A 17382-nucleotide genomic window follows, 5' to 3' on the forward strand; every position below is an offset into this window, starting at 1 on the left:
ACTAATCAACCTTCTTGATCGTCAGTTCGAGCGGTTCCGCTTTGACGGGCAGTTCTGCGACGAAGAAGCCATTGCCCTTGTCGATGAACGAAACGCCTTCGGCGACCGGCTTCCCATTGGCGAGCCAGAGACCGAACGGCCCCGCTTCGTGCAACCTGAGCTGGAGGGTATCTGTGTTGGATTCGATTCGTTCGACCGCGGCGGCGGGCAAGTATTTGTCGGTGCGGCCGATCACCGCATAGCCGTTTTGGATCGGGCTGAGCTGCAGCAGGCGGTCGCCGAAGCCCTTGATGGACACCTCGGTGCCGTCGCCCAGCTTCTGCGCTGTTTGCTGGTAGTAATCGAAAACGACCAACCCTTCGGGCGGGAGCTTCCAGTCGCCCGTGTAGGGCTGGGCCATGCCGCCGGCGGCCACGTAGTCCGCCGGGGTGATGGTGGTGGAATATTCGGGGTTGTCGTTTTTAGCGTCGCCGTTGAAGTTGTAGACGGCCATTGCGGCGGAGCGGTTGGCCAGCGGAGCGACCACGCGGTAGAGGCGCCGGGCTTCCATAGGTTGGAAAATATCGTCGGGCAGCGGCGCGGCCGGGGCGGTCGGGCGCAGCAAGAGGCCGTCCTCGTAGCAGAGCGGTGTGATGTTTCCGATGTCGAGGTGGTCGGAGGGGTCGGAGAGATAGACCGGCGCGCCGGAGAGCGCCTTGGAAATGGCCATCATGCGCCCGGCAAACTTATCGTTGGAGTGAAACATGTCGTGGTCGCCCCAGGCCATCTGCCCGAGCCACGGGATGGCGGCGTAGGAGTCGTAGAGGTGGGTCTTGGCCTTGTTCAGGTTGCCCTTGCTGTAGTCGGCCGAACAGCGTCCGACCGACGAGTCGGAGGAGTTGAAGAGGAACTGCGGCTGGTGCCAGTTGCAGTTGATCAGGCCGTCGAACAGGTCGGCGACCACGCGCTGGTAGGTGCGGGCGTAGGTGACGGTGGCCTCGGCGGGGTTGTCGATGGCGTGGGTGTTGTCTTCCGGGAATCCGGCGGTGATGGAACCTTGCGACGTTCCGGCGTAGTAGGGGAGGAGGCCTCCGTAGAAATCGACTTTCACAAAGTCGATATCGTCGCGCTTGGAAAAGCTGAACAGGTAGCGAAGAAACGCCTCGGCATCTTTTGCATTGGGCTTGGCCACCATTTTTTTGTTGTACGTTTTCATCATGTGCGTGTTGATCCCGCCCAGCTGGCCGGGGGCGCGGACGGCATTGCATTCGCCCATGAGCGCGTGCCACATTCCAACCCAGCGAATACCGTCGTCGGTGCGCAGGTCGGTCAGCGGTTTATACCCGTTGGGGAACGTGTCGGTTTTCGGCGTCAGGGTCTGGTTGTTGAAGTGGCCGTCGTCGACGAGGAAATAGCGCACCGGCGCGGGGGAGGCGGCCAGCCCCTTGAGTTCCTCTGCGAGTTGGTCGGAACTGATGTTCTTTTTGTATTCCTCCCAGGAGCACCAGCCGAGGTAGCGGAACATTTCGGGATAGTCCTTTTCCTCGCGCAGTTTCATGTGCCCTTGGATCTGTGGCGTTTCGGCGGCGGCTTTCCAGACCTTGGAACAGGCCTCGTAGGGGTTGGTGCCGGTGGCCCAGGCCACGACCGGAAAATCGCCCTTGATGGCCGCCTTGCCGTGGGTGCCGAATTTCAGGATGAAATCGGTGCCGTCCGGCGCGAACCAGGCATAGGCCTGGTCGCCGGAGAGCGGCAGCACGGCGAGGGTTTTGCCGTTTTTGAGATCGAGCAGCAGGAAGATGCCCCCTTCTTCGCCTTCGGGGGAGGTGATGTGGCGGCTGCCGACGCGGTTCCCGGCATAGGGCCACCATTGGCTTTTGTAGTAGACGCCGCGGCTGAACGAGGGAACCTTGAGCGTAAAGGTCTCCATCACCCCTTTGGAATCGGGGGTGGCCGAATGGTTTTCAAGGATTTGCACCCCGTTTTCCCGGGATTGGAGGTCGATTACGGCTGCATGGGCTGAAACGAGGCAAAGGGAAGTGGCTACTGCGAGGCTGGTTCTGAGGTTCATGGTTGTCCTATTGTTGCGTTTGTTTTTTATGTAAACGCCTTCCACAAGCAGATCTTGAAAGCAACTGGCCTAAATTAGCAAAAAACACGTTTTCCAATTGATTCGGCGCGGGGAATAAAACATATTATCACGGACGCATCAAACCTATTAAAAGCAAACGGGACACTAATATGAAGTTGAATTGGATCAGAAGGCAGTGGGTTTGGGGGCTGGTGTTGTGCGCGGTGTTTGCCGCCGCAACAGCTAACGTATACGGGGCAGGGAAAACCCCGCAGCCGCCGAATATCTTGTTTATTCCCATCGACGACCTCAAGCCGATGCTGGGTTGCTATGGCGATGAAACGATCAAGACGCCGAACATCGACCGTTTGGCCAAACGCGGCATGGTGTTCCTGAACAACCACTGCCAGCAGGCGGTGTGCGGGCCGTCGCGTGCCAGCCTGATGACCGGCCTCTATCCGGATAACACCCGCGTTTTCGACCTTGCCACCAAAATGCGCGACCAGAATCCCGACATCCTGACCCTCCCGGAATACTTTAAGCAGAGGGGCTACGAGACGACCGGTCTCGGCAAGACCTACGACAGCCGGTGCGTCGACAAAGAGCTCGATGGGCCGTCCTGGTCGATTCCGTACTCCACCCGCGGGGAAAACCTGATCCTCGCCGATGGGTTCGATGCTCCCCAGTACGCCTACCAGCACCCGGAAACACGTCGCCTGAACAAAGAGCTCGAAAACCGTTGCGAACAGGAGAAGAAGGAGGGGGGACGGAGCGAAAAGGAAATCATCCAGTCCTCGCCCGGCGCGCGGCCTACCTACGAATGTTATGATGTGCCCGACGACGCCTATTACGACGGCGCCCGCACGGCCGGTGCCATAAAGCTGCTCGAAAAGCTGGCTGCAGCCGACAAGCCCTTCTTCCTTTCCGTCGGCTACCAGAAGCCTCACCTGCCTTTTGTCGCCCCGAAAAAATATTGGGATCTGTATGACCCCGAAAAGATCAACCTCGCCGAATGCGCGGAAATGCCCGAGGGGGCACCGTCGATCGGCTACCAGCCCGGCTGGGAAATCCGCGGGATGTATTCCGATGTGCCGGCCGGCGACGTCTTCCCCGAAGCGTACCAGCGCACGCTTATTCATGGTTACATGGCCTGCGTGAGCTACATCGATGCGCAGGTCGGCCGCCTGCTCGACCAGCTCGACGAGCTGGGCATCGCCGACAACACCATCATCTGCCTCTGGGGCGACCACGGTTGGCACCTGGGCGATCACAATATTTGGTGCAAGCACACCAACTTTGAGCAGGGCACCCGTTCGCCGCTCATCGTTGCCGCGCCGTGGACGAAAACGAAAGGGGAGAGCACCGAATCCCCGACCGAATTTGTCGACATCTTTCCGACCCTGTGCGAGCTGGCGGGACTTGAGATCCCGTCCCACCTGCCCGGCAAAAGCATGGTTCCGCTGATGGACGGCGAGGCGGTAAAAGTGAAGGACTTCGCCTTCAGCCAATACCCACGCACGCCTTCGGGAAAGGTCTACATGGGCTACAGCCTACGCGACGAACGCTACCGCTATACGGCCTGGTACAAGGTTCAGGACGAAAAGCGCTACAAGGCCAAGAAACCCGGATTCGGCATGGAAAGCAAGCCGGCCTACACCGAACTGTACGACTACGAAACCGATCCGCTCGAAACGCGCAACCTCGCCGTCGATCCGAAGCAGGCCGGGCGCGTTGCCGCCTACGAAAAGGCGATGCAGGAAAAGATCGCCGAAATCGCCGCCTGCAAAGTCAATCCCGACGGCGCCGTTTCCGCACCGGCCCCGGAGTCGGTCAAAATCTCCGCTGATGCGCACATGACCCTTGAGGAGTTCTTCGCCAACAAAAAAGCCTACTGCGCCAAAAAAGGCAAAGCGTACAACGAGTCCATGTACCGAAAGAACATTGCCGAACTCGATGCCAATGGCGACGGCCTTCTTACCCCCGACGAATGGCCCCACGTCGCTGAATAGCCAGGCGGGCCGCGATTTCCAAGGTCTGGAAATGCATGGGAGCCTTCGGGACTTCCGGCCATTGTCTGTATTAAGATGCTGTTCAGAGGGGTTATGTATAGAATATCGCAGGTTTGACTCATGCGATTGCTCAAAATTGGAGGGCGAGGCTCTGTCCGAGCCGCTGCCGAGGTTCGGTTCCAGCTCGGACAGAGCCTCGCCCTCCGGTTGTCTTTCACAATCTCAGACTCGCTGCGCGGCGCGGAGGGGCACGTCCTGCAATATTGGTTTCCCTGCTGGATGCCACTGTTACGGTTGATGTTGTAGGACGCGGTTCTTTTCGAAGAAAAGGCCGTGTTGCTTTTCGGCAACTCCCCTAATCCTCCGTCCGTATCGAAGCGGAGGGTGGACGCCTTAATGCAACCGGTCAGTTGTAATACGGGTCGATGGTCTGGATGGTGCCGTCGTCGCTGTATTTGAGCTCGGCCATTTTGATGTTGCGCAGGTGGGTCTGGCCCATGGAGAGCTGGCAGTCGTGGTAGAACAGATACCACTTGCCCTGGTACTCGGCGATGGAGTGGTGCGAAGTCCAGCCGAGCACGGGGGTGAGGATCTTGCCGGCATAGGTGAACGGCCCGTAGGGGTTGTCGCCGATGGCATAGCAAATGTTGTGCGTTTCCCCGGTCGAATAGGAAAAGTAATACTTTCCGTTATACTTGTGCATCCACGGCCCCTCGAAGTAGCGTTTTTCGAGGTCGCCGGCCTTCATCGGCTCGCCGTTTTCATCGAGGATGAGGATTTCGCGGACGTCCTCGGCCAGCTCGGTCATGTTGCCCTTCAGCTTGGCGACGCGCGGGGGAATGGCCGGCTCGTCGTCCGCCGGGTAGACATCGTCGGAGTGCTCGTTGTTGTTCCACTGCTGGAGCTGTCCGCCCCAGAGGCCACCGAAATACAGATAGTGCTCGCCGTCGTCGTCCTGGAAAACCGCCGGGTCGATGGAGTAGGCACCTTCGATCTCGGCTTCTTCGGCTTTGAACGGGCCGCCCGGAGCATCGCCGACGGCCACGCCGATGGCGAAGATGCCGTTCGGCTTGCGGGCGGGGAAGTAGAGGTAGTATTTGCCGTCCTTGTCGGCGGCGTCCGGCGCCCACATCTGCTTGCCGGCCCACGGGACATCGTCGATGTCCAGCGCGCAGCCGTGGTCGTTCACCTTGCCGAAGGGGCGGTCGAGCGAAAAGACGTGGTAGTCGCGCATGGCGAAGTGGTCGCCGTCGTCGTTCATCGGCATGTCGGTTTCAATGTCGTGCGAAGGGTAGATGTAGATTTTTCCGTCGAACACATGCGCCGACGGGTCGGCGGTGTACCTGTGGGTGACGAGTGGGGAGTTCTTGGGCTTCATGGAGGCCGCGCGGGCCATATCGCGGGCGGTCACGATTTCCGCGTCGCTGAGGCCTTCGGTATCGATCGTTTCTTCGGACATTGCTGGTTCCTTCCGTTGGGGCGGGTTAAGGGCAGTTGTGCTTTCCTGGTGGAATAAAACGATATATATAAAATCGGATGAAAGCTTCAAGCTAAATGTCGGTTTTTTGTAAACCGGTATGAATAGGCGTATATTTATGAGGTTGAAGTGACATCCTTAATTTTTTGCCATGGGGAAAAACATTTTATTTCTCGCTTGCCAAGCGGAGCCTCATGGGATAAACACATGATAAATCGCTTTATTCGCCTATGTGCTTCCCGGCGGGGAAGCCGCTGCGGGGCGGGTAAAGGGAAACCGAATTAGAGTAAGAAATCAATCAGGTGCCGAATGCGCCAAGGAGTAAAACCATGAGTGATATGGATATACGCAATGAATTCATCGACAATCTGTTGGGAAAAATGACGCTGGAAGAAAAAGTGGGGCAGTGCTTCACGTTTTCCTGGCGCGGGTCGATTGTCACCCCGGCCGTCAAGGCGCTGATCGAAAAGCTGCATGTGGGCGGTCTGCGCATCGAGCCTTACACGGCTGAATCGGCACGTTCCACCTACTACGGCAAGAGCCTGGCCGACACCAACTATGAAAAGCCGGAAGGCTACACCGACATGCCGAAGACCTACTTCACGGCCAAGACTCCCGGCAACTACATCATGCCCTCCGAATATGCCACGCGCATCAACGAGCTGCAGTGGATTGCCCTCAACAGCTCCGGCGGAATTCCGCTGAACATCTGCACCGACAACGAAGGCGCTTGCACCAACGACTACCAGTTCGGCGGCATGCCCGGCTATCCCGCCCTGATGGGGCTGGCCGCCACCGGCGACCTGGAGCTGACCAGGAAGGTCGGTAAGGCCATCGCCCAGCAGCTCCGCGCGGTCGGCATCACCATGCTGCACTCCCCGGTCTGCGACATCAACGTCAACGCCGCCAACCCGGAAATCCGCTTCCGCGGTTTCTCCGACGATCCGGAAACGGTTGCCGAGTTCGTCTGCGCCTTTTCCGAAGGCCTCATCGACGGCGGCATTATCCCGATGGCCAAGCATTATCCCGGCCGCGGCGATTCCTCCACCGACGCGCATTACGAACTCGAGCAGATCAATGTGGATAAAGACCGCCTGCACGACGTCGAACTGCGTCCCTACAAGCGCATGATCGAAAAGGGCTGCCTCAAGGGCGTCATGACCTGCCACAGCGCCTACCCGCTGGTGGTGGGCGAAGACCTTCCGGCCACGCTCTCCAAGGTGCTCGTTACCGACATTCTGCGCAACGAACTCGGCTTCGACGGGGTCATCACCTCCGATGCCATGGGCATGGGCGCGATCGTCAACCGCTACGGCCTGCCGAACGCCTGTGTGATGGCGCTCCAGGCGGGCGTCAACCTGATGCTCTGCAAGTCGGACGACGAAACCCGCGAGCAGGTCTACTACCGCATGCTCGACGCCGTCCGTAAGGACGAAGTCACCATGGATCAGCTCGAAACATCCGTGCGCAAGGTGCTGGAAGCCAAGTACGACCAAGGCCTCTTCGAAAACGCCCAGGTCGATGCCGCCGCCGCAACCGCATTCGTGCGCAACCCCGAAATCCTCGAGGTTGCCCAGCAGGCTGCCGAGAAGTCGCTGACGCTCATGCGCGACGAAGAAAACCTGCTGCCGCTGAGCCAGGACAGGAAGGTGCTCATCATCGAGCAGCTCAAGATGGCCGAGTTTACGCCGAACGATATCTACCAGGGTCACTGGCGCCTTAACCGGGAAATCCTCAAGCACACCGACAACGTCATCAATGCCGACTGCACCTTTATCCCGACCGTCGATGAGATCAACTTCCTTTGCGATTTGGCGCAAGAGGCCGACGTGGTGGTGGCCACGAACTTCTTCTGGCGCCATGCCGGCAACAAGGCCAACACCGAGCTGGTGGAACGGTTGATCGCTGAAGGCAACGAAGTGGTGGTTGTGACCAACGACCCCTATGCGGAAGGCGCTCCGGCCACCGCCGGCACCGTGCTCAACTGCTGGAGCCTGATGGGTGAATCCCTGCAGGAAGTGGCCGAAGTCCTCTTTGGCAAGAAGAAGGCCGGCGGCAAATTGCCGGTGGGCAATTTCCAGGAATACGTGGGCGACTCGAAGGCTGAAGTGGCTGAAGAGCTGGTTCCCGCGTAAACTGTGACCCCCCTGGCAAGGGAACCCGTCCCGGGTTCCCTTGTATTTTTTTTAACGTTAGGAAGGTGACCGATGGCCTATCAGATTCAGAACCCCGACTATGCCCTGAGTCCCGAAACCGGTATGACGCGCCAGCATTGGATTGACGCAGGCAAGCATCTGCTCGACGGCGTCTTCCAGCACATCCCGAATAGGGATGCGCCGATCAAGCTGCCCAAGCAGAGCGATGTCATCTATCCCAAGGCCGACGACCCCGCCTGGCGCTTCAAGTCCGAGGAGTTCGAGGGGCTCTCGCGCACCTTCCTGCTGGCCGCACCGCTCATCAACGCCGTGCCGGACATCGAATGCAGCGGCACCAGGCTGGCCGACTACTACGCCCACCAACTGTTGCTGGCCACCGACAAGAATTCGGAGCGCTACCTGTGGACGATCAGCGAGCTGCTCGAGGAATACGGCCCCGGCTGGTACCAGCACACCGTCGAAGGCGCCGCACTCGCTATCGGCCTCATGAACTGCCGCGAACAGATCTGGGACAAATACACCCAGGAGCAGAAAGACCAGATCGCCGCCTTCATCAGCGACTACGCCCACAGCAAAACCCTTTCCCACAACTGGCGCTACTTCACCGTCCTCATGCTCACCTTCCTCAAGGTCAACGGCTATGCATGCGACGAAACCCTGCTGCAGGATCATCTCCAGCACATCATGGCGCTCTACACCGGCGACGGCTGGTACCGCGACCTTGGCTTCGACTACTACACCCCGTGGGGCTTCCACTTCTATGCCCCCATCTGGTGCCGGTGGTATGGCAACGAGCACGAGCCCGAGCTGGCCAAGGTCATCGAGCAGCGCCACGCCGAATTCATGAAAACCTACCCGCTGATGTTCAGCCGGGAAGGGCACCAGATCATGTACGGCCGCTCCATCATCTACCGCTGCGGCGCCAGCGCCGCGCTCGCCACCGCCTTCATGGTAGACAACACCCCGGCCGATCCCGGCTGGATGCGCCGCATCGCCTCGGCCAACCTCATGCAGTTTGTCGGCCGCGACGACTTCTACACCGACGAAGGCGTTCCCTGCCTCGGCTACTACGGGCCGTGGGATCCGATGGTGCAGTTCTACAGCTGCGCCGCCAGTCCCTTCTGGCTGGCCAAGGCGTTCACCGCCGCCCTTATGCTGCCCGAAGACAGTCCGTTCTGGACGGCCACCGAGAACCGCGGCGAGTGGGACGAAATCGGCGACGGCGTCAAATCCGTTACCCTCGGTGGCCCCGGCCTCACCATCACCGCTGACGGCAAGACCGGAACCAGCACCGTGCAGATGGGCAAGGTGAAGTCGTCCGAGGGCTACAACGCATTGCCGCCATACTACAGCCGCCTCGCCTTCAACTCCGACTTCCCGTGGGAGGACGACAACGAAGAGGGCGCCGTGCCGATGCAGTATTGCGCCACCGAACTCGACTATCCCGAAGACCGCCTGCTGCCCTACAGCGTCGGTTTCTGCGGAAAGCGCGACGGCGTGGTCTACCGCCACCTCGAAGTCAAGGCGCACCACGACGTGCCCGGCCGGTTCGACCTCGCCGACATCATCGTGCCCGGCGGCATCCTGCGGGTCGACCGCCAGCGCCTTTCGACCCGCCACGAAGTTTCGCTTGCCCACTACGGCCTGCCGCATATCGGCGGGGAAGCGGGTAAGGTGGCCCGCTCCACTGTGGGTGGCAAGGACTGCATCATTGCTTCCATCCCGGGGCGCCAGGTGGCCTTGGTGGCCATCGAGGGTTGGGACGGCGTAGATTGCCGTTTCCACGAGGGGCACAATGCCGAGGCCGATGAGAGCACCGTGGTGTTCGCCTACCGAAAGCGCGGCAAGCATTACCAGGGCATGCCGCTGCTCGCCACGCTCATGCTGTATAAAACCGACGACACGCCTTTCACCGACGAGGAACTCTCGGTGGTTAAAAATCTCGAAGTGGTGCCATGGATGGAGGGCGGCCAGCCGAAGGGCGCGAAGGTCGAATTGGCCGACGGCCGAACCCTCACCGTCGATTACGGCCATATCGAAGGCAACATTTCATACTAAACAAGGAGTTTCCAATGTTTGGAAAAAAGACGGTTGCGGCCGCGTTTACCATTTTAGTGTCTCTGTCTGCGGTTGCGGATGGTAGGCCGAATATCCTGTTTATTTCGGTCGATGACCTGCGTCCCGAACTGGGGTGCTACGGGCAGGAGTATATGATTACGCCCAACATCGACCGCCTCGCGGAAGAGGGCGTGCTTTTCGAGCGCGCCTACTGCAACTATCCGGTCTGCGGCGCATCGCGCGCCAGCCTGATGACCGGGCTGCGCCCGACGCCGGATCGTTTCAACATCTATTATTCGCGGGCGGACGAGGATGCTGCCGGGATTCCGGATATTGCCGGAACGCTTAAGGCTGCCGGCTACCGAACCATCAACAACGGTAAGATCTATCACCACCACGACGACAACGAAGCGTCGTGGGACGAAATCTACCGCCCGAAGGATTTCGCCCAATACTTCAACGAGGAAAACCTGAAGATTATCGGCGACCGGAAGGCGGACGGTTCCAGCCCCAAGGGTTGGCCGTATGAGGCGACGGATCGGCCGGACGAAGCCTACCAGGGCGGCAAGGTGGCGGCCAAGGCCATCGAGGAGCTGCGGCGCGCGAAGGAGAGCGGGCAACCTGCTTTCGTCACGGCCGGCTTCACCAAGCCCCACCTGCCGTTCAACTGCCCGCAGAAATATTGGGATATGTATCCGGCCAACACCATCGCCATGCCCGACAACTATTTCGCGCCGACCAATGCGCCCGTCGAGGCCATCCATAACTTCAACGAGTTGCGCAGTTACTACGGCGTGCCGGAAAACGGCGCGCTGCCGGAGGAAATGGCGCTCAAGTTGATTCGTGGCTACCGCGCCTGCACCACCTTCACCGATGCCATGCTCGGCCGCATTTTCCAGACCCTGGATGAACTGGAAATGTGGGACGATACCATTGTCATCCTGTGGGGCGACCACGGCTGGCAGCTTGGCGAGCATACGCTCTGGTGCAAGCATGCCAACTTCAACACGGCGCTGCAGGTGCCGTTGATTGTCCGTGCTCCCGGCAAGTCGAAGGAAAACTCGGCGGCGCTGGTCGAATTTGTCGATCTATATCCAACGATCTGCGACTTAACAGGAATCAACAAACCGGAACACCTCGAAGGAAAAAGTTTTGTGCCCCTGCTCGATAAGCCTTCCCGGGGTTGGAAGAAAGCGGTCTTCGGGCGCTATGGAAAAGGGGACTCGATCCGCACGGCGCGCTACCTCTACACCGAGTGGCGAAACAAGCAGGGCGAAATCGTGGCGGGCATGCTGTACGACCACAAGGTCGATCCCGACGAAAACAACAACGTGGCCGGCCATCCCGAATACGCGGATGTGGTCAAAAGGCTCTCCCGCGAGCTGAAGGCCGGCTGGCCGCATCTTCAGAAATAAACAACTTCGAAAAAGGAATCAGAACATGGACTACGTTGCCCAATTAAAGGCGCTGCCGAAGCAGCACGACTATTTTATCGGATTCGACAGCGACGGCTGCGTGTTCGACACCATGGAGCTCAAGCACAAGGAGTGCTTCTGCCCGGCGGTGATCAAACACATGCAGTGCCAGCCCGTCAGCAAGGCCGCGCGCGAAGTGTGGGACTTTGTGAACCTCTACAGCAAGACCCGCGGCTGCAACCGCTTCCTCGCCATTCAATATTTCCGCGACCTGCTCAAGGAGCGCGCCGATGTGAAGGCGCGCGGTTTCCAACCCCTGGAACTCAAGGAACTCGACGCATGGATCGGGCGCGAAACCAAGCTCGGCAATCCGGCACTTCAGTCCGAGGTTGAAAAGACCGGCAACGAAGAACTCCAGCGCATGCTCGACTGGAGCCTCGAAGTCAACGCCCGCGTCGCCGACATGGTCTCCGGCGTTTCCCCGTTCCCCTGCGTGATGGATGTTTTAAAAAAGGGCAACGAAATGGCCGACATGATCGTTGTTTCCCAAACCCCGCTCGAAGCGCTCGAACGCGAGTGGGAGGAAAACGGCATGACGCCCTACGTCAACCTCATTGCCGGGCAGGAGCACGGCACCAAGTCCGAGCACATCCACTATGCCACCGAAGGCAAAGGCTACGACGCCGACAAGATCCTCAAGGTGGGCGACGCCCCCGGCGACTACAAGGCCGCCATGGACAACAACGCCTTTTTCTATCCCATCGTCCCCGGCAACGAGCAGGCCTCCTGGAAGCGGCTCCTGGACGAAGGGCTCGACAAGTTTTTCGCAGGCACCTTCGGCGGTGAATACCAGCAGATGCTCATCGAGGAATTCGACGCCGCCTTGCCCGAAAAACCGCATTGGGACTAATACGCAATTAACCTGCCTGATCTTGATTCAGCTAATCGGGGGCTGGAAAGCCCCCGCTCCGGAGGGGGGACATTCCTATCCCCCCTAAAATCGATTCAAGATCAGCCAGGTTAATTCCGTATAAACCCAACCGGGCATTTTTTCACGAAAGCGCACACCCCGAAGTTCCGCCGGCCCCGCGCGCATGCAGGGGCGCACCCGCGAGTGCGCCTTCCCCGGGAACGCCGAGCCCCGGCTCGGCATCCGCCACCCCCTACAGCAGATCCAGCGGGCTGCCGCTGGACAAACCCGGCCGGTTGAGTACGTGGGTGTAGATCATCGTGGTCGAAACATCCGCATGGCCCAGCAGTTCCTGCACCGTGCGGATGTCGGAGCCGCTTTGCAGTAGATGTGTCGCAAACGAGTGCCGCAAGGTGTGGCAAGTCACCCGCTTGGCAATTCCCGCCTTTGCCGCCGCTGTCTTGATCGCTTTCTGCAGTCCGTTTTCATTGATGTGGTGCCGTCTTTTCATTTTCGTCCGGGGATCCTCGCTGATGCGCGTTGCCGGAAAGACATATTGCCACATCCACTCGCGCTCGGCATTCGGATACTTGCGCGCCACCGGTTCAGGCAGATACACAGACCCAAACCCGGCCTTCAAATCGGCCTCATGCTGCCTTTTCATCAATACCAGATGCTCTTTCAAATCCGCTACCAGCTTAGCCGGGAGCGGGACGCGGCGATCCTTCCCGCCTTTCCCGTCCACCACCATGATATAGCCGTTTCCAAAATCAATATCCTTAACCCGAAGCCGAACACACTCCATCAACCGCAATCCCGCCCCGTACAGCAGTGATGCCATTAGCGCAGTGCGCCCCTGCAGCGCCCCCAAAACCGCACCGGTTTCGTCTCTCGACAAGACCACGGGCAATCGCCGCTTCCGAACCGGTCGCCGATAGGATCCGAAATCGCCCAGCTCGATTTCCAGCACCTGGCCATAAAGGAAAACCAGCGCATTCAGAGCCTGCGCCTGGGTCGAAGGCGCCACCAGCCGCACGAGTGCCAGATATTCAAGATATTCGGGAACCCTCGCTCCATCCGCCGGGAAGCATCCGCCGCAAAACCGCGCAAAACGCTTCGCCCACTCCACATAGGCCTGCTCCGTGCGAATCGACATGCCCCGCACCCGTACGACCTGCTTAATCCGCTCCACCTGCTCCATCGCCTTGGAATCCAGCCCGTTGCTAGGCTGGGGTTCAGGCGCGGGTTTTGCCGGGGGGTCTTCCCGCGCAAGGGTCGGGTGCGTTGGCTCCAGATCCTCGCAAGCCGAGAGCCGCCCTTCCCAGTCGTAGGCCGCCGGCCAGTCCAGTTCCGTCATTTCCAGAAACAGGATTCTGAGTGCGTAAATGACTTGGCGCAACTGCCAGACCTTAAAACCGGGCGTTCTGCCTAACACATCGAGATAGGAATCGAGATAGGCAGAAGACACAGCGTTCAGTTTAAGCCCGTCCAGCCCATAAACGAACTCCTGCGCACGCCGCACATGCCACTCAGCATTTCGGCCGGAGACCCCGTATTTGGCGAGCTTCTCGGCATACTTGCCCCAGAACACCTGCTCTTTGCCCGACATTTTTCTTTTCACATGCTCTTTAGCCATGCATTCTACCTATCACATAAAAAAAGGCCTGTTAAGGAAATAAATAGGCAGATGCCGTTTCTGCCTAATCAACTGTTCGATTCCTTAAATAGGGAGTATGATATGAATAAAAACTTGATTTGGATGGCTACACTAATAGGAAGCATAAATGCTGCTGTTTTTTCTCAACATGTTTTTGAAATCACCTCATTTTCAAGCAATGGGCAGTTGACATGGACTAACTCATATGGAGCATCAGAATTCAGCATTGAATGCTCAACCAACTTGTTGGGCGAATGGACAGCAATATCTCCAGAATTAGTCAATATTCCCGGAACAAGCTATAACCACGTTGTTGAAATCCCCCTCAATCCAGATCTACCAGAACAGTTTTATCGTGTAGTAGGATCAATACCTAATGTTGGTGTCGATTACCATTCCTACAGCTCCGACTTTAAACTTTCGTCATTTATTAATATGTATCACCAGCCCTCTGTGCGACAAATTGTCCAAGCTCAACTTCAAGGTATGGCTGACAGTGGTGCCACACGTATCTCGACAAAAATCTGGCTTGTAACGGAACCAGGTTCTTCAACATTCGGTGATACATGGCGATCAACATTTCCTTTGTCAGATCAAGAACAAGCTAATATCCGCACCTATGCCCAAGATGTAGCTGATGTAAAAGGGATTGGAGGAAACAGACTAAGGCTTGACCTAGGAATGCTTTGGTTGGGAACTGCTGACTATACCAGAGGAAACCCTGCTGACGGCCTAGGCTGGAGAGCATTATCTGAAGACGTTTTCACCAATCGTGTAAACCTTACAACCGATAAGGTAATAGCAGCAGTATCTGGCATTGACCGTCCAGATGGTGTTCCTGTGGTAGAAACGGTTTACCTTAACGGTGAAGTTATGATAGGGGCAAAGGCTAATGAAGAATGGTTTATGAACAACCTGTACCCTCGCTTTGTCTCTGTAGTCAGCAATGCAGGGTTTACACCATCGGTTTATTTCATTGTAGCCGATTCTCAAGAGAATGTTTTACAGAACGATTATGTGGATGCCGAACACCCAATTCTCAACAACCACCGCTCAATGTACTGGGTTTACAGAACATTAAGACATATGTCCGACAACAGCCTTCCTATTCCTGCACGTATTGACTTTTCCTACTACGTTCCCTCTTCAGGCGCAACCTATCAAAGTTTACTTTCTCGAGTACTTCATGATGCCGATGCAACGTTACCATCACTTGGCGCTCCACAATCATACGGTCTAGCAGAAACATACTACTTTGATGATGATTCTGAGAGACACCTTTACGGCCAAGCAATTGCAGAAGAAATGAAATCCAACCAACGCCTGAAACTTATCACTTTCTGGACTACACCTGATGGTGGTGGTACTGGAGTAAACATGGCCTATCCATTCGAATTTAATGATTATAGGTTAACCGCCGAAAAATAAAGATCGAACAAGAACATTGAGCCGACACGGTACAACGCCCGGATTTTTTAAGGCAACGTTTATTCCCCGTGACGGCTCATGTTGAACGTTGGGGATTTACAAATCAATACAAGGAGAAATATGAAAAAAGGAACAATAGCAATCATTGCGATCATCGCCGGAGTCGGATTCTATTTTGCAAGCGCACCTTTTAAAACAAAGGTAGACGATACAATTAATGAAGCCACCAAGTGGACGCCTAGAAATATTCAAAAAGATCCCGCTGGCTATGTCACGTGGGCAATATCAGAAGCTGATCGCGCTGTTCAAGATATTGAGGTTCGAACCATCGCGTTGAAGCAGCAATATTCTAAAAGCAATGAGTTGCTCCTGAAGAAATCCAGCGAAGAAAAAACGACATCCAAACTGCTCTCCGATTATAAAGAAGCATATAAAAAAGCAGCGCCTCGCTCATCGTGGCCAACAGAGGTAAGCAAAAAAATGTATTCCGAGCAACAATTGAAAAATCAGATTGTATTGCTCGGTAGAAAACTAACTGCTGCGACGACACAAAGGGATCAATTAGAGGTCTTTCAAACAGAGGTTACTCGTCATTTAGATGATTTATCCCTCAAGAAAGATGAGATTATTGCTAATCGCTCTAATCTTCGCCAAAAACTTGAAACCATAAAAATGAATGAAACAATTGCTAATATTGATGAGTTTCATGCCGAGATTTCTGGGATGCTTGCAACTGTAGACGTCGTTTCAAACCAAAGCACAATTCCCACCACAGATGAGCTAATCAGGCAAGAAATGAAGCAGACCACGCTAGAAGATGAATTCAGCTCAATCATGGGTGAATAAAATGGGGAGAATATCACTTCTAATTGCACCTCACTTACTAATCGCATTTCTACTTCTCATCCTGACAGGGTGCGGAGAAAGTGTTGAAGAGCGACTTCGGCGTGAACTACGTTTTTGCCGATCAGAAAAAAGCCAAGTCGAGAGTGAGCTTGGTGCAAAAAACTATGCAATAGGAGTAGAAAAAGAAAAAGCGCAGAGAGCACTGGCTGAACTAAATAGTTTTAAGGTTCACAACCGTGACCTAGAAACACAACTGGCAAAAGTTAAGTTAGATGCCAAAGAGAAAGAAGAATACATCAATCTTGCCGCAAGCAACGAACGACACCGTCGTGATTTAATGAAGCGTATTGAATCCCTTGAAAATGAGGTGAGTAAAATCACAGCCATGCGGGATAGTCTGAAAAGTGATTCGGAACATCTGCATAATTTTCTAGAGCTAGTCGGAGCTCAAAAGTTTGTACACTGGGCATCAAATGTTGACTCACTATCTGACGATGAGCTGCAATCTTTCGGAAGTGCTTCTTTATCACTGGGTATATCTGAAGGTGTTTTGAAAATTTCATCAAAACTCATTAACCCTGCAATCCCAGCCAAACTAAATGTAGGATCGTCTGTACAGGTAGATTCGTATGACCTTAGCATCGATTATAAAAGCAGTTTGTGTCAGCTCCATTTTCCAAATGCAAAGGAGATAAAGTCTGCGCTGAAGCTATCTGAAAGCAATCGATGTGACATTTCAATCAAACTGAATGATACAGATGTAATTCTAGGTTTTCTTGCGCCCGAAAAGAAATGGTTCAGCAAAGATCTGAAATTTGATCTCATCTCGGTGAGATGTGGCGACACCGAGATTTCTCTCAATAAAAATTTTCCCAACAAAGAAGTGGAGCCTACTCGGACAACGCCGGCAGGTGACGGCGAAGTTTAATTCCCGAGCGGCTCACTTCGAACGTTGGGCTATCCGAGAATTGAAACGAGAGTTCGCAACGTATCAGCGCATTCTCTTTTCGTTTCGCGCTGTCCTTTGCGCACAGCATTCCCCATTTCGGCCTCTGGTGCTCCGTCTTGACATTTCGGGGTGACAGCTTCTCTTTCCCATCGTTCTGCGAGTTCAATCAACACTTCATTTTTCATCTAACCGTCTCCATTAAAAAGCCCAACCATGGGCCTGAGTTTACCCGGGAAACGCCGGGTCGTTTATGCAAAGTTTATTTCCCGGGCAACTCAGCCCTGTCGTTGGGCAGAGATAAAAATGTGGTTTATATCAGGGAAAGGGGTCAGTCCTCGGATTTAAGTGAAAGGGGTCAGTCCTCGGATTTAAGTGTTGAGGGGCGCTCCGATTAATGGCATGGTCTGGGGATGCCAAGGAAACCAAG

12 protein-coding genes are annotated in these 17382 nt (G+C 55.9%); 8 read left to right on the top strand and 4 right to left on the bottom strand.

Annotated features, from left to right (window positions below; genetic code table 11):
- Position 1 precedes the first annotated feature (1 nt).
- Positions 2 to 2050, bottom strand: coding sequence for a Sip1-related alpha-galactosidase (locus E9954_RS19605; protein ID WP_136080972.1), 2049 nt, complete (start codon positions 2048 to 2050; stop codon positions 2 to 4).
- 170 nt (positions 2051 to 2220) lie between these two features.
- Here E9954_RS19605 and E9954_RS19610 point away from each other — a divergent pair, with 170 nt between their 5' ends.
- On the top strand, positions 2221 to 4059 hold the full coding sequence (locus tag E9954_RS19610; RefSeq protein ID WP_136080973.1) for a sulfatase: 1839 nt from the start codon (positions 2221 to 2223) through the stop codon (positions 4057 to 4059).
- Between the two features lie 406 nt (positions 4060 to 4465).
- Here E9954_RS19610 and E9954_RS19615 read toward each other — a convergent pair whose 3' ends face one another.
- On the bottom strand, positions 4466 to 5518 hold the full coding sequence (locus E9954_RS19615) for a glycoside hydrolase family 43 protein (protein ID WP_136080974.1): 1053 nt from the start codon (positions 5516 to 5518) through the stop codon (positions 4466 to 4468).
- A 347-nt stretch (positions 5519 to 5865) separates the two neighbouring features.
- On the opposite strand from E9954_RS19615, the gene E9954_RS19620 reads away from it, so the two are divergent.
- The 4 genes from E9954_RS19620 to E9954_RS19635 all read left to right on the top strand — a co-directional run bounded on the left by E9954_RS19620 (position 5866) and on the right by E9954_RS19635 (position 12075).
- Complete coding sequence (locus tag E9954_RS19620; protein ID WP_136080975.1) at positions 5866 to 7671, top strand: glycoside hydrolase family 3 protein; 1806 nt, start codon at positions 5866 to 5868, stop codon at positions 7669 to 7671.
- Positions 7672 to 7743: 72 nt separating this feature from the next.
- Positions 7744 to 9750, top strand: coding sequence for a DUF2264 domain-containing protein (locus E9954_RS19625; RefSeq protein ID WP_136080976.1), 2007 nt, complete (start codon positions 7744 to 7746; stop codon positions 9748 to 9750).
- A gap of 14 nt (positions 9751 to 9764) precedes the next feature.
- Positions 9765 to 11165: a sulfatase gene (locus E9954_RS19630; protein ID WP_168442424.1), complete on the top strand. Its 1401-nt coding sequence runs from the start codon at positions 9765 to 9767 to the stop codon at positions 11163 to 11165.
- 25 nt (positions 11166 to 11190) lie between these two features.
- Positions 11191 to 12075: an HAD family hydrolase gene (locus E9954_RS19635; RefSeq protein WP_136080978.1), complete on the top strand. Its 885-nt coding sequence runs from the start codon at positions 11191 to 11193 to the stop codon at positions 12073 to 12075.
- 253 nt (positions 12076 to 12328) lie between these two features.
- Here E9954_RS19635 and E9954_RS19640 read toward each other — a convergent pair whose 3' ends face one another.
- Positions 12329 to 13711, bottom strand: coding sequence for an integron integrase (locus E9954_RS19640; RefSeq protein WP_222847249.1), 1383 nt, complete (start codon positions 13709 to 13711; stop codon positions 12329 to 12331).
- A 102-nt stretch (positions 13712 to 13813) separates the two neighbouring features.
- On the opposite strand from E9954_RS19640, the gene E9954_RS19645 reads away from it, so the two are divergent.
- The 3 genes from E9954_RS19645 (at position 13814) to E9954_RS19655 (ending at position 16934) form a co-directional block, all read left to right on the top strand.
- Positions 13814 to 15160, top strand: coding sequence for a hypothetical protein (locus E9954_RS19645; protein WP_136080979.1), 1347 nt, complete (start codon positions 13814 to 13816; stop codon positions 15158 to 15160).
- Positions 15161 to 15280: 120 nt separating this feature from the next.
- On the top strand, positions 15281 to 16006 hold the full coding sequence (locus tag E9954_RS19650) for a hypothetical protein (protein ID WP_136080980.1): 726 nt from the start codon (positions 15281 to 15283) through the stop codon (positions 16004 to 16006).
- Entirely contained in the window at positions 15978 to 16934 is a 957-nt protein-coding gene (locus E9954_RS19655; RefSeq protein WP_136080981.1) for a hypothetical protein, read from the top strand. The genes E9954_RS19650 and E9954_RS19655 overlap by 29 nt, the downstream gene beginning before the upstream one ends.
- 29 nt (positions 16935 to 16963) lie before the next feature.
- Here E9954_RS19655 and E9954_RS32665 read toward each other — a convergent pair whose 3' ends face one another.
- Positions 16964 to 17140, bottom strand: a complete 177-nt coding sequence (locus tag E9954_RS32665) for a hypothetical protein (protein ID WP_168442425.1) — start codon at positions 17138 to 17140, stop codon at positions 16964 to 16966.
- Positions 17141 to 17382: the final 242 nt, after the last annotated feature.

Origin of the sequence: Pontiella desulfatans, from assembly GCF_900890425.1 — a bacterium.
Taxonomy (GTDB): domain Bacteria; phylum Verrucomicrobiota; class Kiritimatiellia; order Kiritimatiellales; family Pontiellaceae; genus Pontiella; species Pontiella desulfatans.